We start from the raw sequence: 20,961 nt of genomic DNA on the forward strand, positions 1-20,961 counted from the left end.
GTTTTAATTAGACGTTATTGAACTTTTCTAAAAATATCTTTTCGCCTTTGTATCAGTTGTTCTAAAGATTCTTTATGATGCCAACGGATTACGTCATATGCACCCTCCTTCAATATTTGATTGATCATTTCATCGCGTTTTTTTATTTCTTCCAAATCATGTATTGAACCATCGCAGAATATTAATGAAAAACCCGAATTATTTTTATAAACAAAGTCTGCATTGATATAATAATTATCTAAATTTACTTGTGAACGGTCAGGAAGTGCATAACCGTTTTCATATAGATATTTTATTAGTTTCAATTCTGTGCTACTATTTTTATCATATGTTTCCAGTAAATATTCATATTGATCGTTTCGATCACTTCCACCACGCTGTACCAGCTCAATCTCACAATCCATCAAATATTCTAAAACTTCCTTGACTATATGACGGTTAAGTTGCTGATGATAAATTTGGTTATAATAACTTAATAAATCCTGATAAGTAGCATGAGGAAGCTCTCTACCCTGTTCAGTTTCTTCTCTAGTTTCTGAGTTAAAATGAAGGATTTCATAACACGTTTTAAACCATTCTTTCATTTTAATAGGATCAGAAATTAATTGTGATAGTATACCTAAGGAGCCTTCTGATGCTTCATGAATAAGAATATTCGGTTTTTCTTTATCTCCCATTATACTAACAGCCATCTCACTTTCTTCTACAAGAAACAACTTTTCTATCCCTCTTTTAAGAGCATAGCTTAACGAAATTACTTGATCAGGGGTCGTACCTATATTGCCTAAAGGTTGAATGTACAAAACATCAGCAGTGTCTTTTGTATAAAGCATTATATCTCTGGTATTCTGATGCAATTCCTCATTATCTTTCAGATTTCGTTCTTGCACCCAAACACCATTTCTTTGATCAATTTTAAAACCCTCACTTTGTGATTTTCTTGCTTTTTTATTTACTTTTATCAGATTCGCTGTTTTGCTAAAATACAATTGAAGTAATTTTTCGCCACCTTTTTTTAAGACAACGGATTCTGCATTCTCAATTCCATGAGGAAAATTAAAATATGATGAAACCTCATAACCTGAACGGCTTCTTTCTTCTTCAATACAAGATATTTTTTGTATTGGTATACCTTCACATTCAGAAAATTCGATGACTTTAGAAAATAGCTCGATATCATCTCCTTTTAGTTGACTTTTACTAATAGGATCAATATTCGCTACATTGATTTCATCATTAAAATAGGCATATCCTGTTTTCTTGGATATAAGAATCTTTTCTGTAATATTTTCAAGATCCGTAACAACCATTCGATTAATTCTAAATTTGCTACCTGAGTGATAAACGGTATTTGCAGGTCCAAATTCAGACAAAGCCAATGCACGAGGTCTGGAAAGAACTTCTACATCATCACGGTAACTTTTACCTAATATCGCACGAACTGGAAGACGTGTGAAATTATAGCCTGGCAAAAATCCTTCAGCTGCCAGATAACGAAATACATAAAACTCTGAATTACTGGAACTCTGTTGCTCCTCATTTTTAAATAAAGCTATTTGCTTTCTCGCAAACCTTTCTTGTTTAGCAGCTTCTTTCCTTTCTGTACTATCTCCTTTGTAAGTATGATTATCTAAAATAGCCTGGGCTTTATTCCTAAGTACACAAGCATTTTGAAACATCCTAATCCAGCGAGTAAATGATAATGAAAACTGACAAGGAAAACTTTCTATCCTGTTCAATATCCATTTTTGAGTAAACCAATTGGTCTTACTAAGTTCCGGCAGTAAAGAATATGCTATCTTTTCAAACTCAATTAACAAATCATTCTTCGAAAGAGAAACAAGATGCTCTATTCTTTTTATAATATCGTTTTTTATATAAACATTTCTTTCATCCGATAAATCTAATATATCAGCAACTGAAGCTTTTAATTCACTTATCTCAAGTTCCATTAAAAGAAAAGCATTAAGATGGGTTATTATAAGTTCTTCGTTTATTAAATCAATTCTAGGAGGCTGCACTACACCCGCGACCATTTCTGCTGAATTTTTGAAATAATTAACATCATGCGGTGACATCGTAGAGCAATATGTAAAAACCAAGGCTGTTTGTCCACCTCTTCCTGCACGTCCACTTCTTTGAGCATAATTAGCTGCATTTGGAGGTACATTACGCATATGTACAATGTTTAGATTAGCTATGTCAATTCCTAACTCCATTGTAGGAGAACAGTATAATGTGGAAATTTCTCCTTTTCTGAATTGTTCTTCCCTTTCGATTCTTTGCGCTGAACTAATTTGGCCTGTATGCTCTTTTGCGATTAATTCTTTTTTGAATTTGCTAAAATCTGTTTTATACAAATTCTGGAAATAAAGATTTGGGATTAATGCTGGTAATTCTGCTTGAAAATTGAATCGTGTATGATCCAATTTTAATGTTTTTTCATCTCCCTTTATCCATAATAATTGATCCGCTCTTAATTTATAATATTGTAAATCAGTATTTTTTTTATCTTGCTCTATTGTTATCAGGTTTGCCTTTCCAAGTTGAATAAGTAGTTCTTGAACAAACTTAGTATAGATGTCCCTATTCAATTTTACATCACCGGCTTCAACTACGCAACGATTGATGTATTTACCTAAATTAGACCGAAGCCCCATTGATACTAAATATTTTCCTTTTGGTCTGGGAGAAGGAATTGCTATAACCATTTCGGCAGGCTTGTCCAAATTTTCATTATAATCAAGAGACCATAATGAATCCGGATGTAATCTGTCTCGCATTAACTCCTCTATATTGGCTATATCTTTAAAAAATTTATGATCAAGAGCAAAATTGGTTCTAAAGTAGTCCAGAACATTTCTTAAAAACTCTTTTCTAATCTCTTTAGAAGTTTTTCTTAAAAATCCAAGATTTTCAAAACGATCATCTAATTCTGAAAGTTTATCTAGATTCTTATAATCTATATTCAAAAGTGCTACTTGTTCTAGATTAGGTAAGGTATATCGCCAACCTCTTTTTAAATCTTGAAATATTCTGTATTTTAAATAATCTTTAAGTGCTTCAATATTTCTATCATCAGGAAAATCTATATCTTTCGATGGATATAATGCATAATCTTTTTCTTTTAATGCCAGACTTTGAAATAAAGATTCTGCTATCTCATGTATTTCGAAAGGCATCTCTCTTGCTTTTAAAGCAGAATAAAGTGCCGATCGTAAACGAACAGTTGTATAAAAGTCATTAAAATGCCCTGACTGTAAAGAAGCATCTTGCCTATTATCTGTAAAACTTAATAGTTTTTGATCCTGCAAATTTTCACCTTGTTCTGAAAGGCTATTAACTACAGCATAAGAAATGACAGAAGTTGCAGTGCTTCTTCCTTCTGATCCTAACCTGGAAAGCTTTGTAAAATCACTTGTCTTGCTATCTTCATAAACAATTTGTGCTGTCGGATCGATTCTTAATTTTGCAGGAATGAAATAACCTTTCGTGGGAAACTTCTGCTCAAAGGAGAAATTTCCATCACTATTAAAGTATATTTCTTGTGGCATCAACATTTGATAGTATGGAAGTAGAGCGTTTCCTTGTTTGTTCCACCATTCGGCCGGTACTAAATCACTAAAATCTGTATTCCAGAAATCTTCTCCTTCATCTAATACTATATATCCAAATTTAAAGTCTTCTAAATCTGGGTTTTTCTGATTAATTTCTGATTTTTTCTTATTGACAAATTCTTTATTAGGGATGATAGGTAATAGTTCATTTTCTTGGATGTTTAATTCGACACATAGAAATTCATAACCTGAATAACGAGAGAAAAGTAATGGATACAGTTTTCTCTCCTTCCCATCAATTTTAGCAAAGGGTTCATCGGATGAAGTTATATGCCTCATATTTCTTGGTTCCAATGTTACCGAAATGGAGCCTGTCTGAGAGATGAATTGATGAAAGCGGAAAGGAAGAAATGATTTACGAGTTCCCTTCCTTCTATTGTCTTCATTGATTCGTTCTGCCCATTTTAAAAGCTCTGAAAGTGTATCTCGAATTTCATCTTTCGACAAAGATGTTTCATCTTGTATATTTTCAGCAATTTGGTCGATCCTTAAAGGTTTTCCTCGTTCTAGAATATTATGATTATATTTCAAGGAAACATTCATTTCTAACCAGTTAGCCAGATCATTATTAATAAAATCCTCTTCTGTTCTTTCCAAATCTATACCATTACGTATAGCATTGGCTAACTCAAAAGGATTTACCTTTTTGGCTAAAGTACAGGGCTCAAGGTATTCATTAATAACATATTCAGAAGGAAATTTTTTACCAAATATTTGTGTTGCAACTTCAGCTACTTTTTCCTTTTTTTCAGTGGGGGAACCTTGCGAAGCCATAGTTGCGGAAGTACCTATAAAAATTAAATCGTTATTAGCAAGAGCCTGAATTCTTCGATTCAATAAGCTTACATCAGCTCCCTGCCTGCCTCTATATGTATGGAGTTCATCATAAACAATATATTTCAGATGTTTAGTCATTGAAGCTCTTAACCATTTTTCAGATTGTCTGGTCATTATTAATTCCAGCATCATATAATTAGTTAGAAGAATATCTGGTTCATTATTTTTTATCTGATCTCTAATGTTTCCCGATTCTTGTCCTGTATATTTTGAAAATGTAATAGGAAACCTTTCGGTTGTTAAACTTTCTAATTGGTCAATAATTTGGTCTAAACTTTTGTTCCTTTTGTCAATCTCTTGAAGAGTTATATATTTCTCTAAATAATTGATTTTATATTTCTTTATTTCCTCTTCCTGAGAATTGATTAAGGCATTCATAGGATAAACCAATATAGCTTTCATTCCTTTTTCCTTTCCTTTTCCTCTTTTAAAAAGGTCATTAAAAATAGTAGCCAAAAAAGTTAGAGACTTTCCCGAACCAGTTCCGGAAGTTACTACAAATCCTTTATCCTGAATACCTATTTCAATTGCCTCAACCTGATGCCTATACAATTTGTAAGAGCCCAAAGCCTTAGATAAATTTGGATGTATAGTGTTTTCCTGAATTAGTTCATCGAAAGATTTTCCTCTTTCAAAAGAAGGGTTAAACTGTATAAGTGGTTCTGGTAATATATTGTTGACTAAAGTAGAATTATTAACAAAATTCGAAATTCTATCGTCTTTAATATTAATAAAAGATTGTAAATATGATTTGTAATCAGATATTACTTTTTCGTGAGTTTTAAAGGCATCCATTCAAGATTGTATTTGTAGTAAATGTAATAAAATGTATTAGATAGATTGTCATATTGTGGCAACTCATTTATTTTTGACACAAACACTAGATTCTAGAAATCCTTATACTGATCGGATCAACACCAAACATATAAAATCACTTTTAATTAATTTTACGCTTTTCCGTAAAACCGTTTTCTAAAGGCAAATTAGTTTTTTAATAAATAAAATTAGCTTCGACATTATTATATATTTTTTAGTAAGAACAGCTCAATGCTGATCAATTTCAATTTCTATATTCTTTCCATTGTAACAACCTGTACATTGCTTTGTGACACCATGACTTCCTTTAGAAAATCCATTAAAATTTTCAGCATGATATTCTGGGGATGGTGGATAAATTTGAGCAGAGTCTAAAATATTTTTAACTTCCATAAATACACCTGCTGGCAAAGTAGAAGACATGTCAAATCGCTTTCTGCTTCCATACATATATTCAAAAAGATGCGGATAATTATCTTCAATGTCTTCTCCGGTTTCTTCAAATAAGGCGAAGTTTGAAAATACAACACCGGGGCCGCGCAAAGTAGATTCAACTTTCTTTGGACCTAATCCAATCCAGTTGATCTTGAATTTAATATCTTGATCTTCTTTCCATGGTGTCTTTCCTCCAATGCCTATCACTGCATCGTAATTCCAGTTTCTTACTTTTCCCATGCAATCCTGATTGCCAAAAATACCTTTAGCGTCGGGATCTCCCTTGTGTGTCCTCTTATAAATCAATATTTTCATGTAAAAACTAGTTAAGTTTTAATTACAAAGCTTTGCTGTTATTTTTTAAAACATGGCATAGAGGATATTTTCAAGATCATCTTCTATTTGATCATCTTCAATATCTAGGTCAAATCTGAGCCCTTCTTTGTTTAATTCAACCGTATAGTCCGAAGGCGGAGTTGGTATTTCTTTACTATTGATTTCATTATTATCATTTGTCTCTACCCATGCAAAATAAATGGCAATTTCAGTTAGAATATCATAAAATATTTTGTCAATAGATTCCGAAGCCGGTTCTTCAATAATATATAATTCTTGGAGTGAATCAAATTCAAAGTACCTGTCTATATGATTCTTAAAGTAGGGTAACTCTTCAAGAAATGACATTAAACTTTGTAATGGTATAGAGAATGACATGCCGATATTAAGCAAATATCTTACTAGCGCATCAGCAACTCGTCTCTTAGTAAATGAAAAACCTGCATTTTGGTTTTCCTTAAGTAGATTTAGTGCTCTATATATCCTTATCGCAAAAATTTCACCGATTACACCTCCAGGATTTTTTTGTTCACCAAATAGAAAGAAGAAAAAGTTCAAGAAGCGTTAAGGAAATCAAATGCACCAAAAATATAACAACAGCTACAAATGCCGATTCACCAATACCAATAATGGCCAATATCGTAAAGAGACACAATACCACACCCGCTGCTATAAGTATATGCAGTCCGTGAAAAATAGTGCTCAGATAATGCATAGCTTCGGTTGCTGATATCACCGCTGTTGTCATATAGGACAATACGGTAAGTACAGCTGCAAAAGAGGCAATACGTTTGGTCGAGGTATTTAAAAGCACATTATAAGCGCCTCCGTTAAGAGGCAATGCTCCCACTACCTCACCATATATTTTACGGAAAAGCAACAAGACGAACGCCACAATAAGCAGTGAAATCCAGGCATACTGACCGGCGTAACCAATGGTCAGAGCCGATACGTAAAGACAGGAAGATGTAATATCGTTGCCGCAAATTGCTGTTGCCTGCAATTCATTTAATTTATGCGCAATTTTATTTTTCATTTGGATTTTTTTACAAGCAATTCGATTTTTTTTCAAACTGCCTATTGCCTATATTTATTAAAACAAGTTCAAGATAAGAAATCATAGCCGCAATCAGGCATAATTAATGAACTTTATAGCAGAGTCGGCCAGATTGAACAATAGTTAAAAACTAAAAAACAGAATTCTCAAAGATCAGCTTATAGCAGTATTCGGGGAATTTTAAACCTTTAGTGTCTTTAAATTTCGAATATCCGAAAAACCGGGATCAGCCTCTTACAACATTTTATTTATCCCTTACATGATTCATACCTTAAAGAGGACTTATAATTGCCTCTATTTCTGTTTTTGTTTTTGCCTTCAAAAATGCCAACATAAAGGATCCTGAGCTGCGCAGGCTATCCGATAGTATAATAGAATCTCAAAAGAGAGAAATCAATCAGATGAAAATCATGCTCAAACGAATGAAATAGCAGATTCTTAAAGTCTATTACGGGTAAAAATATTGGAATCCGTTTTTAAAATGCATATCTTCGTAATTCACTCAGTTAGTAGTGCTTTACTCCTGCGTATAAAAAATTACGCTTTTGACCCTCTTTTTCCCTTTGGCAGGCATTTTTTAAAAACTAAAAGAAGTTTACAACTTCATTTCATTATAATTTATGAAAGCTGATTATCAATTGCATTGATAATCAATAAGACATTTAAAAATTGATAAACTGTCCATTGGCCTTCTTTATGTTAGAGACTGCACTTCTGTACATTTTATTAATACTAAATTCTTAAGTATGAACACTTTTTTTGAAGTAACTTTTCTAAACAACACCTTACTTAAATGGATAATTACAGCCTCAATTGTCGCTATTTCTTTCCTTTGCATTAAAATTTTCAAGTCCCTGATTATAAAAAAGCTTAAAAAGTGGGCTGCCACGACAAAGACCAATTGGGATAACTTTGTAATTGATGTGGTTGAAAAATCGGTAATCCCGCTGCTTTATATAAGTTCCTGCTACTGGGCCTTATTAAGTCTTGAATTCAATGAAACAGTAGATAAAGTGATTCATATTGCCTACCTCTTCTCCTTTACATTCTTTGTGCTTAAAATCATAAGTGCAGCTTTTAAAAAATTTGTATACTCTTACATTCAGCGCGAAGAAGACAGCGAAAGCAAGCAAAAACAGGCTGGCGGACTTATCGCCATTGTCAATATTATCATATGGATCTGCGGTATTATTTTTCTAATTGACAATATGGGTTACAATGTAACGACACTTATAGCCGGTTTGGGAGTGGGTGTTATAGCCATTGCCCTTGCTGCGCAGGCTGTTTTAGGGGATTTGTTTAGTTATTTTGTGATTTTCTTTGACAGACCATTTGAAATAGGTGATTATGTTTCCTTGGGATCTGACAGCGGTGTTATTGAATATATCGGAATCAAGACCACCAGAATACGTACCTTAAGCGGTGAACAGCTCATATGCTCCAACACGGATCTTACCAATTCAAGGCTGCACAACTATAAACGAATGGAAAAACGCAGGGTTGTATTTCATTTGGGTGTTACCTATGATACTTCAGCGGCGCAATTATCAAAGATCCCCGAAATAGTACAAGAGATCATCACCTTAAGACCTGAACTTCAATACGACAGGGGGCATTTTTCAGGTTTTGGGGATTTTAGCCTTAATTTTGAATTCGTATATTTTGTAAGCAGTCCCGATTATAATCTCTACATGGAGCATCAACAAGGTATTTATCTCGATATATTTACTGCCTTTGAGAAACAAAGCATCGATTTTGCTTTTCCTACTCAAACCCTGGTTATCAATAAACAAAAAGACGATTCAAAAATTAATGTCAACACTTAATTTTTAAATTAATAAAATAAAAAATACAACTTTCGCTGATAAAATCACTGTCGGCAAAGTTGTGTTTTAATAGTAAACCTGAATGCTCATTTTTATTCTATATTTTATTGCCTTTTTTTTATGATTAACTATAAACTAAAATAGCACTTAGTTGCAATACTATAAAACACTCAAAATTATCATTACATTAACACTTTATTTTTTTAAAAGGCTTCTTTAGCCCTAACTTTGCATTTCTACAATATCATTCAATAAAATGTTCGCACAACAATTTTCAAAAGCAAAACAAATCCTAATACTGGGACAGGAAAAATTAACCCGAAAACAGTTTATATTTTTATCAAGTGTATTAATTGGAATTTTATCGGCCTTTGCCGTAATTTTTTTAAAAAGCTTCGCTCACTCGGTATATTCATTTGCAACGTACATCAACGGCACACTAAAATTAAGTTTTATTAACAGCATTCTGCCTATTATTGGTATTCTTCTGACTGTTTTTGTTGTTAAAAGAGTATTAGGAGGAACCTTAGAGAAAGGAACTTCTCAAATTTTATATATAGTGGCACGAAAAGCCAGCATTATTCCCAAAAAACAGATGTATGCTCAGATTATCACCAGCTCCCTTACCGTGGGACTTGGAGGATCTGCAGGTCTTGAAAGCCCCATTGTGATCACCGGCGCGGCTTTTGGCTCCAACTACGCCCAGCAGTTCAAATTAAGCTATCAGGAACGCACGCTTTTAATAGGCTGCGGGGTGGCCGCCGGTATAGCCGCTGCGTTTAATGCCCCTATAGCCGGAGTGCTTTTTGCCATTGAGGTATTACTGGTAGACGTTACTATTTCTGCCTTTACCCCCATCATGATTGCAGCTGCTACCGGAACATTGGTTTCCACCATAGTTCTTAATGAGAATATATTATTGACTTTTAGAGAAAAACAAACTTTCGATTATCATAATATTCCCTTTTATGTTTTAATGGGGCTGTTTACCGGATTTATTGCTGTTTTTTACGCCCGTAAATTTTTAAAAACCGAGCACTATTTTGCCCATTTAAAATTTGGCATCTATAAAAAAGCGTTAATCGGAGCCTGCATTTTAGGGCTGATGATCTTTATATTTCCTACGCTTTTTGGAGAGGGATACGAAAGTATCAAAACCCTGGCTGATAAAGACCCTGGGAAACTTCTTGAAAATACGCTCTTTGAAGATTACACTTACAATAACTGGGTCCTGCTGGCTTTTGTAGGTTTGTCCATGACACTTAAGGCTTTTGCTTCGGGGATTACCCTTGGAAGCGGCGGTAATGGAGGTAATTTTGCTCCTTCGCTTTTTCTTGGCTCTTATGCAGGCTATTTTTTTTCGAAATTTTTAAATCTTACAGGCCTTACCGATCTGCCGGTGAGTAATTTTACACTTGTGGGTATGGCAGGGATTCTAAGCGGGCTTTTTCACGCGCCTCTTACTGCTATTTTCCTTATTGCAGAAATAACCGGAGGTTATGATTTAATGATTCCTCTGATGATTGTAGCCTCTGTGAGTTTTGCTGTTTCAAAGCGTTTTGAAAAACATTCCCTGGATGTAAAGAATCTGGCAAAAAAAGGAAATGTTTTTACCAGCAACAAGGATACTAATATTCTATGCACGCTGGAAATCGAAGATCTTGTCAAAAAAGATTATCTCACTGTAGAAATGAATCAGGATCTTGAAAATGTTGCCGAGCTTTTAGCGCACTCCGACCAGGTTATTTTTGGTGTCGTAAATAAGGAAAATGATCTGCAAGGACTTGTTTATTTTAACGATATACGGGAAGTAATTTTCGATAACCTTAAAACTAAAAATATCATAGTGCGAGATATTATGGTCCAGCCTGCTGAAACTGTATATATCTTTGACAGCATGGAAACCGTTATGAATAAATTTGAAAAAAGCAATAAAGTATTCCTGCCTGTGCTTAAAAATGGAAAATATTATGGTTTTATAACCAAGTCAGACGTATTGGAGTCCTACAGAAACAGGCTGAAATCGATGATTTTTGAATAAAATCTTATCTTGCGAATAAGGTTAATTCCAATTCTAGCCCCATATTAATTAGCAGATTCTCCCAATAGTTACCCGAATTAATCTTAACTTAGCTACACTTGTCCCTAAAATAGGGTTTATAGATACTAATTTTAGAGATTATGAAAAAAATTACAGATTTACTCAACCTTCGCGATGGAGAAGATGACAGGGCGAAAACATTAGAGGCTGTTAAGAAAAACATAACCTTCAAAGGAGCAAACCTTTGGATTTTGGCCTGTGCCATCATAGTTGCTTCCGTGGGATTAAATGTGAACTCAACGGCTGTTATCATTGGGGCAATGCTGATTTCACCACTTATGGGACCAATAGTAGGAGCCGGATTTGCCCTTGGTATTTACGATTTTTCATTACTTAAAAAGTCACTCAATAATCTGCTTATTGCAACTGTGGTAAGTCTGGTAGTTTCAACTTTATATTTTTACCTGAGTCCCTTCAAGGACGTCCAGTCCGAATTACTGGCCAGGACTTCCCCTAATATCTATGATATCCTTATCGCCTTTTTCGGGGGTGTTGTAGGGGTAATTGCCGTTACCAGATCTGAAAAAGGGAATCCAATTCCTGGAGTTGCTATCGCAACGGCACTTATGCCACCATTATGTACGGCCGGTTACGGGCTGGCTACGGCGCAATGGACCTTTTTCCTTGGTGCGTTTTATCTCTATTGCATCAACTGCGTATTTATAGGAATCGCTACATTTTTAATTATTAAATCCCTTAATTATCCGGCAGTCAAACAGGTAGATGAAATACATCAAAAACGCGTAAAGTATACCATTGCTTTTTTAATAACAGTTATGCTGGTACCCAGCGGTTATCTTGCTTACTCCCTTTACAGGGAACAGCAGTTTAAAAAAAATGTCAATCTTTTCATTGAGAGTGAATTCACCGATAAAGGATATACTATAGTATATAAAAAAACCGATTTTAATTCTAAAAGCAAGAAGCTGGAACTCGCTTTCCTATCCAGACGTTTTTCTAAATTAGAGATCAAAGATCTCATAAACAGGCTAAACCATAACAAATACCTCACAGGTACCCAATTGCAGATTCGTCAGGACAGCACCGATCGTTTTAATGCGCTAAAGGGTGATATCCTGAATCAGATTAAAAGCAGTGAAAATGAAATGAACGTCAAGGATGTTAAGATCATGCAGCTGGAAAAAGAACTGACCAAAAACAAATTTGACAACCGCCAGATTTTAAAAGAAACCAGGGTTTTATTCCCTGTTATAAGTTCGCTCGCCATAACAAAAAGTACATTAATCAACCAGAAGGACAGCACCACTGCCATAACGGCTGTTATCTATGATGCCGCCAAAAATCTTAATAAGACTGAAAATGAAAAATTACAAAAATGGCTTAATGAAAGACTATCCGTTAAGGATGTGGAACTTTTCAGGAAACACTAGTTTTCCTGAAAAGATTTTTTTTGCTTTTTGTTGTAAAAACTCAAAATACAAAATCCTAAAATACCCGCAATTGTGGAGGCAATTAGTATTGCGAATTTGGCCTCATTCTGATGCAGTATGTCCTGAAAGGATAGTAAGGCTATAAATATAGACATTGTGAATCCTATTCCACCCAATAGGCCAAGCCCCAGTACATGCATCCAGGTAGTAGATTCGGGAAGCGCTGCGATTTTTAATTTTACCGATAACCATGACATTATAAAAATACCAATAGGCTTCCCCAGAAATAATCCAAGAATAATACCAAGTCCGAGATTACTTGCAAGTCCTTCTACCATGGCAGACTCAAAAGTGATATTGGTATTGACAAGGGCAAAAATGGGCATGATAATAAAATTAACAGGACGCGTGAGGGTATGTTCTAATTTTTCAAGCGGAGAATCAGTATCTTCCTCATTGGTTGGTATTGTCATGGCCACAAGTACTCCAGCTATGGTAGCATGAATTCCTGAGTGATGAATAAAATACCAGATAACCACTCCAGGTATCAGGTAAAAAACCAGGTTTTTAATCCCCATCCGATTAAAGATTATCAATAAAACAAACAATGCCCCTGCATATCCCAGATAGACAAAATTCAATTCTGAGGAATAAAATATAGCAATCACTAAAATAGCAATAAGATCGTCTACAATAGCCAGCGCAGCGAGAAATATTTTAAGTCCCGAAGGTACCTTACTGCCCAAAAGAGACAAAATTCCCAGTGCAAAAGCAATATCAGTAGCCATAGGAATCCCCCAGCCTTTCGCGGTAAGCGAATCCCCGCTGTTAAAAAAAGCATAGATAAGGGCAGGAACCAGTACTCCTCCTACAGCGGCAAGAACCGGCAGAGAGGCCTGAGAAAATGAGGAAAGTTCCCCTTCTATTATTTCCCTTTTTATTTCCAGTCCCACAAGAAGAAAAAAGATGGCCATCAGCCCATCATTGATCCATAGTAAAACCGGATAACGAAGGTGTACTGCACCTGTATTAAAACCAAGTTCTATATTAAGAATTTCTTTAAAACTATCCGACCAGCCTGAATTCGCAATCAAAAGCGATATAAGTACGCAGATCAATAAAAAAATTCCGCCTGCAGAAGATGAGCGGAAGAAATGAGAAAATATCTTAAGGTTTATGAGTTTTGCCATAGATACAAATTTAGCTTTTCAAAATTGTCTCTGCAAATATTTAGATTGAGAAAAATTGTATTTTTTTAATATCCAACTGTTTCTATCAAATAGCTATTAGGCTTGCGTTATTTTATTATATTCATCTAATGATTTATTAGGATCTGCGGTGGCGTATTCATTTTCCGGTTCAGGAATGACATGAATTTTTGAATCGCTTAATGATACTATTGCTGAACATACATAAACGCCAATTTTACCTTCACTGTATTTAAAATCCAATAAGGTTAATTTCACCACTTCATTAATAGAGAGTTCATAATAATTTCCGTAACGAATAATCTTAAAATAAATTTCCTTATTTTCTACTATTTCAAATTGGTTGGTTTGAATATTTTCAAAAATAAAATTATTCTTGACATCCTTTTCATTAAACCCCCAGGCCCTGAACTGAACAAAACCGTTTACAAAATCAATTGATATATAATAGGCTGTCCCTTCTTCATCACATTCAATAACGAAACCAGTTTTTCCCATTCCTTCAACGGCCAATTTACCTTCCCAAACAAAATTATTTGAAGGTTTTTCAAAGCAGAAAACTTCATATCCGCTTCGGCAGCCAATTCTCCATTTATTTTCATTTTCCACAACAAAATTTGCCGAAGGGTTTCCTAAAACAGGAACCGGGATGGGTAAGTTTTTTTGGTAAATTGTTCTCTGATAAAGGGTTTTCCAGTGGTGATAAGTTTTTAATAATAATCGGCCATTACTATCAACATCTAGCTGTTTTGGCGGCGGAATCACACGAAGTGTATTGACGTTTCCTCCCACGAAATAAAAATTATAAATCAGATAATGCTCTCCATCCTTTACAATTCTTGCTGCATAATTACCCTGAGGCATTAGTACATTATTATGAAAGGCATGATACTCTCCTTTAAAATCGGGAGAAAACCAATAACGAACTTTTACATCTTCCCGAATGGAACCAAGCAGGTAATGCATTCCTTTTATTTCTACCACACAAGGGCATTCAATATCATCATAAACATAGGCAATATGCAGCGGTTTTTGAAGCACAAAACCTTTTTCGCTTCTTTTTGCCACACCAATGCATCCTCTTCTATACGTTGGTCCTACTGCGCTGCGGGCACATATCAGTAAATAATCATCCCCTTCAAACTGATATTTAAAAGGATCCCGAAAACTAAGCCATTCTCGCGGGTTGTTATCTCTGCTTTCATAATAAGGAGCGTTACTTTTTAATGGCAAACCATATTGATTGTCTTTTGTCCACTGAATTAAGTCAGGAGAAACTGCCCTTCCCACTTTTTGCATTATTCCTTTGTCCTTGCGTTTTAGACCTGTGTAGTACATTTCATATCCTTCACCAATAGAATTTTTACTGACATGCATTGTCCACAACATATCATCATCCCATTCACCTGGATCTCCAACAAACAGGGCATTTTTTACTCTTTTCCAAGAAAGGCCATCTTTTGATACTGCATGGGCAATATAATCATGATTTGGAATAATCAAATGAAATAAATGATGCATTCCATTTTCATCAATAAATACATCAACGTCTCCTATTTCCCAATTACTAAATCCTGAACCTGAATACATATTATGACCTATTTAATTATCTTATAATGTTTTAATCCTTCTATAATACCGGAAGAGGCTGGCTCTTTTGCGACATAAATGCTTTTTGTTGTTTCATAATTAGCCAGTTCTAAGCTTCGGTTCCCTACTATAATTCCTTTAATAGAACCCCTGAACATATCGATATCATTTCCTGAATCTCCTGCTGCAATTACACTCGATAAAGGAATAGCCCATTTACGGCATAAAAATTTAATAGCATTTCCTTTCGAAGCCCTTTTGGGAATAAAATCAAGAAATTCACCATGGCTCGGAATTATATTTACTTTGTACCATCCTGTTCCTAAAGCAGTAATTAATTGCTCATGATCATATTTTTCTTTGTCATAATAATAAGAGATTTTATAGGGGTTTTGTGCTTCTTCTTCCTGTAATCTTATCCAGGAAATTCCTTTTAAACGATTTTCAACATCCTCTCTTTTCCAGCGTCCTGCCAAAAATTTAGCCCAGCCTTTGTCTAAAATATAATCCGTACCATTTGTATAATAAATCTCAGTTCCTACTGAACAGATAATAAAATCCGGCAGTGGCAGTTCCTCTTCTTTAATAACTTTTTTAATCAGCGTTAAATTTCTTCCTGATGCTAAAGCAAAAGCCATTTTATCGGTGCGATTAGTCAGGAGTGAATTCAACTCTGCCAGACCTGGATTATTCAGTTTAGGCTCGATTAGTGTACCGTCTATATCTGAAACTAATAGGTTTTCGACCTCTCGTTTTAATCTTCCAATATTGATATTAGGATAATGCTGTTTTTTGATGCCTGAGCCAGACGACAATGACAAGTTTTCGTTAACGTATTCAACATATTGATTCACATGACTCAGCCAGCTATAGTGTTTTTGAATATTAATCGCTCCGTTATTGGAGTAATATTTCCACTGGCTTTCATTGGTTAAAATATTTCTAAGTGCCTTTTTGATTTCGTTTTCATCCTGAGGGTTTACTAATTCTCCATTCTGACAAGTCGGAATAATTTCTGATGGACCGCCGTTTTTAGTAACTACAACAGGTAATCCAGAACTTGCAGATTCGATAACCGTTAATCCGAAGTTTTCATGCAGGGCCAAATTTACAAATACGCCTCTTTTTTCTGCGGCATAACGGTAGATAATCGAAACTTCATTTTCTACATCGTGCTTTTTGGGTATTGCCATTTTTCCATACAAGTCATATTTATCCATTAATAGCAAAAGATCTGTCAAAACATCTTTTTCAGATTCTGGCATTTTCGAAATATCTTTTCGAATTCCGGCATAAATAACCAAATTGGCAATACTTTGAAGTTCTTTATCTTTACCATAAACCTCAATTAGTGTATGAAGGTTTTTATGACGATCAGGCCTTGAAAGAGCCAGAATAAAAGGTTTGTGCGGATTAGTAAGAAACTTAGAGATGGTTTCGGCAACCCAATATTTTCTTTGCTCCTCTTCCATTTGTTTGTCAGCATCCTGTTCTCTATGATAATAAGGAACAAATTTACTGGTATCTATTCCCGGTGAAATAGCATGATATTTGGCTAACGCAAAATTTTTATAGGGTTTATAAGTTTCAATTTCCTGCTCTGTAGAAGTAACTATAAATTCAGACAATTCAAGTGTTTTTTCCTCAGCGTCTATCCTTTGTTTAAACTTGAATTTCTTTTCAAGTTCTTCTTCACTGCCTCCGCTTTCCAACAATTTTTTCTTTTTATAAAAACCCAGAGAATGTCCCGTATGAGCAAATGGAATATTTAATATTGCAGATAATTCACTTGCTGCGTATCCGGCATCACCATAATGGGAATGAATCCAGTTTGGAAATATATCATGGATTTTAATGTGCTGCACCACTCCACTAACAAAAGTATCAAGCCCTTCCCATAATTCCTCTTTTGATTTATATTTTTTCCCTAAAAAAGGAATTCTTCGTATGTCTAATTTTTTATTAACTGCTTCAATAGGTACTGCGTATTCTGGAGAAAGATTTTTATCGTCAATTAGTCTTGTAAATAAATCTACATGTTCGACGTCATCATGTTGTGATAAAAATTCAGCCAGTTCATAAACATATTTAGTTTGTCCTCCATTATCAGCATCTCGACCAATCTCAAGTCCTGAACCTTTTAAAAGCCCATGAATATTGATAAGTGAAATTCGTAATTTTGTCGTCATAATATTATTTGTTAGATTTTTAATTTACAAAAAATAAAACCGACTCGGCCTTTCTTCACAAAAAATAACATAATTATTACTAATTCCCTATAAAATTATAAGTGGTACTGTGCTTATTAATAATCATTTGCCCTATATTTTTTCGAGATTTCACATTTTCTAATGGTTCTAAAGAGTCCTATTTTGATCTTTTCATTTGAAATATGTATCGATTCTTTAAGTGCCTGAAGAGCGTATTTGGGTCAATATCGTACGGTTTAAAATTAAGAAAATACCTGTCGCATCCCTTTTTGGAGTGGAAACTTTTTTGACACAAAAAGTTAAGGCTGTCTCTTTCTACTTTTAGTAAAATTATAAGATTACATTTTATGGTAAAATCATATATAAAATTAAACACATTTTTGCTTCAATCCCCAACAGGACATCCAAACCAAATTTCTAGTGCCATTAAAAGACAGCTCCTACTTGTAGTAAGACAATCTCTTCAAATCTTCCATAAAATGGTGCGAAATCTGTCCTTTACAGGTCACCACTGCCAAATGGCGCCAATTGGCGCCATTTTTTCATATACCCCATATAAATAAGTAAGTTTGCTCGTTTTTCTTTTATTCTTTTTTTATAATCACACTAAAATAAAAAAGCAAACTGCAAAAGAATACGTATTTTCATGAAAAATAAGACCAATTTAAAATTTAGTGTGTGATAACCTAACAGGATTCAAACACCTAGAATGCCACAGAAATAAAGTCTCTATATTATCCTAAATTGTTTCAATTGCTGTTCAAAGGCAAATAATGAAATCTCATTTACAAAATGGTTTATCATTTCATTATTACGAAAATCTTCCACTGCCGTTGAGCTAGGTTTCGTTGATTTTATTTCAAATCTTTCCTTTATAAATTCTGGAAAAATCATGGCGCAGTAGTATTTTTAAAAATGGAAAACCAGCAAAATAAGGCTCTAAGAACTTTTGGTTCGAAACTTTATTAATCCGTTGCAAATTCTTTAAAAAAATATTCTGGCTGTTGTTAAAAACTAATAATTGATCAATTTCTTTACCTAGTTTCCAGATAAAGAGTAAATTAAAAACAGGAATAAATAGTCCATTAAATAACCCGAAAAATCCATTTCAAACATCTTTTTTATGTTGGAAATTTGTGTTGTATTTAAATAAATAATCAAATGAAAACTTTTTATAACGATACCCTATTGACTACCTCACAATATCAAATTAAATTTTATACTATAGCATACGGACTTATATTGCTGATGACTGCAGCGGCATTCCACTTTAAGGATAAGGAAATTATTTTGCCGGAACTGGCTGCCTTGTCAATCGGATGTTTCATATACAAAAAAAACACATGGACTGCCAAGCCCCTGCACTTGTTTCTGCTTCCCTCTATCACGGCATTTATTGGTTTTTTTATTAATCAGTTAGAGATTAATATGGCTGCCAAAATTGTAGTGATTATGATAGTGATACTGGCCGTTCTGTACTCAATTAAAAGCAATCTGGCACCTGCACTCGCAACGGGAATACTTCCAATCGTGACAAATTGTAATTCTTATATCTTTCTAATTTCCATAGTTCTTGCTATGGGATTGCTCGCAATTCTTGCAGCTGTATTTTTTAAGCCTGAAGTTTCCGGGGCTGCTGCCGTGGAGGAACCAAAATCGATTCTTGCAATTTTGGTATTTCTGGCTGTTTTGATAGTATGGGTAATAATCTGCTCTGTCTTAGGTACTATGCAGATAGCTGCGCTTCCTCCTGTAATTGTAATGGGTTACGAATTGATCGACAAGAAGATGTACAGTTTTACGATGTTGTACAAACAGGTTGCCGCTTTGATGCTGGCCGCTTTTATTGGAGCGCAGAGCTTTTATTTTTTAGACAATTTTCTGCTCGCTGCCTTTGTAAATTTGATTGCGGTATCCATTATGCTGCATTATTTGAAAATGAAAATGCCTCCTGTGTATGCGATGGCAATGCTTCCGATGGTTCTGCCTTCTTATTCTCATGTTTATTTCGCACTTAGCACAGGAATAACCGCAGCTGCACTTTTGGGAACTGTGTACCTCTTAATAAATAAAACATCTCTTAAGCTCTGGCGTTAATTTCTTTGGGATCAGATGGAATAGTATATTTTAAAATGCAATTGATTTTTGCTCTAATTTAATAAAGATATGCTTATAGGATATCTTTAAACACTTGAGAAGTATCACGGAAATAAGGACTTCTTCAGCGTTCAAATTATAAATACGAATGAAATCGATAAAGATACATCCTCTTAATTTTTTATAACTTCGTTATTTCAGACCAATACAAAAGAATTAGAAAACTCATAAAAATTACAGTAAATAGATGGTTGAAATTATAGAATTTAAGGCGGTTGACCAGAGTCTGGTACGCGAATTTGTAATCAATATACAAAACGGTGAATTTAATCTGGGATTTACAGAATCAGATCAGCCTGACCTTATTGATACAGCAAAATTTTATCACAAAGGGAATTTTTGGACAGCCAGGATCAACGGGGAAATTGTGGGTACAATAGGACTTCAAAATCTCGACAATCATAACGGAGTACTGCGCAAAATGTTTGTACGACAAGATTACAGAGGTACTGAACTGAAGATTGCGCAGGTGCTTTTTGATGCATTGATTGCTTTTTCAGTACGTATTGACCTGAAGGTGATTTGGCTTGATACCCCTGGAATTGCAGCTGCATCACACCGGTTTTATGAGAAAAACGGCTTCCAACAGACTAATAAACTGAATTTGCCTGAAAAGTATGTGTTTCCAGATAAAAACTCAAAAATATACAAGCTCGTTATACAGTAGGATCCAAAAAAGAGGACGAATATAGACCAGCAGCTGTAGGTGATGAAGCTGTTTTTGTGTATGAATCTTGATATAAATCAATTCTTTTCCTATCAAATGTCAATCAGTAAAAAGATCTTTTGCCGGAAATTTGCACTTTAAATAACAATTTTAATTTTTTTTTCAAACATGGAAACTACTTCACTAAATAAAAATGGTCTGGCCTCTTTTTCTCTTTACAATGTTGCTTTTACCGTTGCCGACTTAGATCAGTCTATCGCGTGGTACAAATCTATTTTCGGTTTTGAGCTTGTAAGCCGGGTCACTTTTACTATTCCTGCCGGATCTGCAGAAACTGCAATTATAAAAGCCGGAGAACTTCGTCTTGAACTTTTGCAGGTGCCAAATGCAAAACGAATTGAAGAGCTTTTTGCAGAAGCACCACATCATCTGACTCCAATCGGGAATAAATCTATTGTGCTGCAGGTAGATGACCTTGTAGTGGCTTCACAAGAACTTGAAGAAAAAGGAGTGACATTTGTTTGGCGTGAACTTTATATCGCCGGCGATAAAATGCTTTGTACTATGATCCAGGATGTAGATGGAAATAAGATAAATATTTTCCAGACTGATACTATTATTGGTCACTAAAAACAAATTAGTTATTAAGCTTAATGTTTTAAGAGCTGTAGCAGTAAATGCTGTAGCTTTGATATTTTATCCCTTTTATATCA

The 20,961-nt window shown here is 34.5% G+C and carries 13 protein-coding genes; 6 read left to right on the top strand and 7 right to left on the bottom strand.

The window, feature by feature from the left end; genetic code table 11:
• Window positions 1–14: 14 nt before the first annotated feature.
• The 4 genes from HAV12_RS12760 to HAV12_RS12775 all read right to left on the bottom strand — a co-directional run bounded on the left by HAV12_RS12760 (window position 15) and on the right by HAV12_RS12775 (window position 7,077).
• A complete protein-coding gene (locus tag HAV12_RS12760) occupies window positions 15–5,249 on the bottom strand; it encodes a DEAD/DEAH box helicase (RefSeq protein WP_171569986.1) in 5,235 nt (1,744 codons plus the stop codon).
• Window positions 5,250–5,498: 249 nt separating this feature from the next.
• Complete coding sequence (locus HAV12_RS12765) at window positions 5,499–6,020, bottom strand: hypothetical protein (RefSeq protein ID WP_171567932.1); 522 nt, start codon at window positions 6,018–6,020, stop codon at window positions 5,499–5,501.
• Between the two features lie 45 nt (window positions 6,021–6,065).
• Window positions 6,066–6,599, bottom strand: a complete 534-nt coding sequence (locus HAV12_RS12770; RefSeq protein WP_171569987.1) for a hypothetical protein — start codon at window positions 6,597–6,599, stop codon at window positions 6,066–6,068.
• The gene (locus HAV12_RS12775) at window positions 6,571–7,077 is read right to left on the bottom strand and encodes an amino acid permease (protein WP_171569988.1); all 507 of its coding nucleotides are present in this window, start codon (window positions 7,075–7,077) and stop codon (window positions 6,571–6,573) included. The genes HAV12_RS12770 and HAV12_RS12775 overlap by 29 nt, the downstream gene beginning before the upstream one ends.
• A gap of 767 nt (window positions 7,078–7,844) precedes the next feature.
• Between HAV12_RS12775 and HAV12_RS12785 the strand changes: the two genes are divergently transcribed.
• The 3 genes from HAV12_RS12785 to HAV12_RS12795 all read left to right on the top strand — a co-directional run bounded on the left by HAV12_RS12785 (window position 7,845) and on the right by HAV12_RS12795 (window position 12,416).
• On the top strand, window positions 7,845–8,924 hold the full coding sequence (locus HAV12_RS12785) for a mechanosensitive ion channel family protein (protein WP_171569989.1): 1,080 nt from the start codon (window positions 7,845–7,847) through the stop codon (window positions 8,922–8,924).
• 256 nt (window positions 8,925–9,180) lie between these two features.
• Window positions 9,181–10,965, top strand: coding sequence for a chloride channel protein (locus tag HAV12_RS12790; protein WP_171569990.1), 1,785 nt, complete (start codon window positions 9,181–9,183; stop codon window positions 10,963–10,965).
• A gap of 140 nt (window positions 10,966–11,105) precedes the next feature.
• Window positions 11,106–12,416 (top strand): DUF389 domain-containing protein, encoded by a 1,311-nt coding sequence (locus HAV12_RS12795; RefSeq protein ID WP_171569991.1) that lies wholly within the window; start codon window positions 11,106–11,108, stop codon window positions 12,414–12,416.
• Here the strand turns inward: HAV12_RS12795 and nhaA are convergent.
• From nhaA to HAV12_RS12810, 3 genes are all read right to left on the bottom strand, one after another.
• Window positions 12,413–13,606, bottom strand: coding sequence for a Na+/H+ antiporter NhaA (gene nhaA, locus HAV12_RS12800; protein WP_171569992.1), 1,194 nt, complete (start codon window positions 13,604–13,606; stop codon window positions 12,413–12,415). The two genes, HAV12_RS12795 and nhaA, sit on opposite strands and share 4 nt — an antisense overlap.
• A 96-nt stretch (window positions 13,607–13,702) precedes the next feature.
• Window positions 13,703–15,214, bottom strand: a complete 1,512-nt coding sequence (locus HAV12_RS12805) for a glycosyl hydrolase family 32 (protein WP_171569993.1) — start codon at window positions 15,212–15,214, stop codon at window positions 13,703–13,705.
• A gap of 8 nt (window positions 15,215–15,222) precedes the next feature.
• Window positions 15,223–17,403 (bottom strand): HAD-IIB family hydrolase, encoded by a 2,181-nt coding sequence (locus HAV12_RS12810; protein WP_171569994.1) that lies wholly within the window; start codon window positions 17,401–17,403, stop codon window positions 15,223–15,225.
• 1,182 nt (window positions 17,404–18,585) lie between these two features.
• On the opposite strand from HAV12_RS12810, the gene HAV12_RS12815 reads away from it, so the two are divergent.
• The 3 genes from HAV12_RS12815 (at window position 18,586) to HAV12_RS12825 (ending at window position 20,878) form a co-directional block, all read left to right on the top strand.
• The gene (locus HAV12_RS12815; protein WP_171569996.1) at window positions 18,586–19,521 is read left to right on the top strand and encodes a hypothetical protein; all 936 of its coding nucleotides are present in this window, start codon (window positions 18,586–18,588) and stop codon (window positions 19,519–19,521) included.
• Window positions 19,522–19,768: 247 nt separating this feature from the next.
• Window positions 19,769–20,248 carry a GNAT family N-acetyltransferase gene (locus HAV12_RS12820; protein ID WP_171569997.1) on the top strand — a complete coding sequence of 160 codons (480 nt, stop codon included), beginning with the start codon at window positions 19,769–19,771 and terminating at the stop codon, window positions 20,246–20,248.
• 168 nt (window positions 20,249–20,416) lie between these two features.
• A complete protein-coding gene (locus tag HAV12_RS12825) occupies window positions 20,417–20,878 on the top strand; it encodes a VOC family protein (RefSeq protein ID WP_171569998.1) in 462 nt (153 codons plus the stop codon).
• The last annotated feature ends 83 nt before the right edge of the window (window positions 20,879–20,961 follow it).

Origin of the sequence: Flavobacterium sp. CLA17, assembly GCF_013112255.2 — a bacterium.
Lineage (GTDB): Bacteria > Bacteroidota > Bacteroidia > Flavobacteriales > Flavobacteriaceae > Flavobacterium > Flavobacterium circumlabens.

What these genes read in the sequence shown, in the direction of transcription:
- HAV12_RS12785 (WP_171569989.1), top strand. Translation starts at nt 7,845, where the DNA reads ATGAACACTTTTTTTGAAGTAACTTTTCTAAACAACACCTTACTTAAA.
- HAV12_RS12795 (WP_171569991.1), top strand. Translation starts at nt 11,106, where the DNA reads ATGAAAAAAATTACAGATTTACTCAACCTTCGCGATGGAGAAGATGAC.
- HAV12_RS12825 (WP_171569998.1), top strand. Translation starts at nt 20,417, where the DNA reads ATGGAAACTACTTCACTAAATAAAAATGGTCTGGCCTCTTTTTCTCTT.
- HAV12_RS12820 (WP_171569997.1), top strand. Translation starts at nt 19,769, where the DNA reads ATGGTTGAAATTATAGAATTTAAGGCGGTTGACCAGAGTCTGGTACGC.
- HAV12_RS12760 (WP_171569986.1), bottom strand. Translation starts at nt 5,249, where the DNA reads ATGGATGCCTTTAAAACTCACGAAAAAGTAATATCTGATTACAAATCA.
- HAV12_RS12805 (WP_171569993.1), bottom strand. Translation starts at nt 15,214, where the DNA reads ATGTATTCAGGTTCAGGATTTAGTAATTGGGAAATAGGAGACGTTGAT.
- HAV12_RS12765 (WP_171567932.1), bottom strand. Translation starts at nt 6,020, where the DNA reads ATGAAAATATTGATTTATAAGAGGACACACAAGGGAGATCCCGACGCT.
- HAV12_RS12790 (WP_171569990.1), top strand. Translation starts at nt 9,181, where the DNA reads ATGTTCGCACAACAATTTTCAAAAGCAAAACAAATCCTAATACTGGGA.
- HAV12_RS12810 (WP_171569994.1), bottom strand. Translation starts at nt 17,403, where the DNA reads ATGACGACAAAATTACGAATTTCACTTATCAATATTCATGGGCTTTTA.
- HAV12_RS12775 (WP_171569988.1), bottom strand. Translation starts at nt 7,077, where the DNA reads ATGAAAAATAAAATTGCGCATAAATTAAATGAATTGCAGGCAACAGCA.
- HAV12_RS12815 (WP_171569996.1), top strand. Translation starts at nt 18,586, where the DNA reads ATGAAAACTTTTTATAACGATACCCTATTGACTACCTCACAATATCAA.
- nhaA (WP_171569992.1), bottom strand. Translation starts at nt 13,606, where the DNA reads ATGGCAAAACTCATAAACCTTAAGATATTTTCTCATTTCTTCCGCTCA.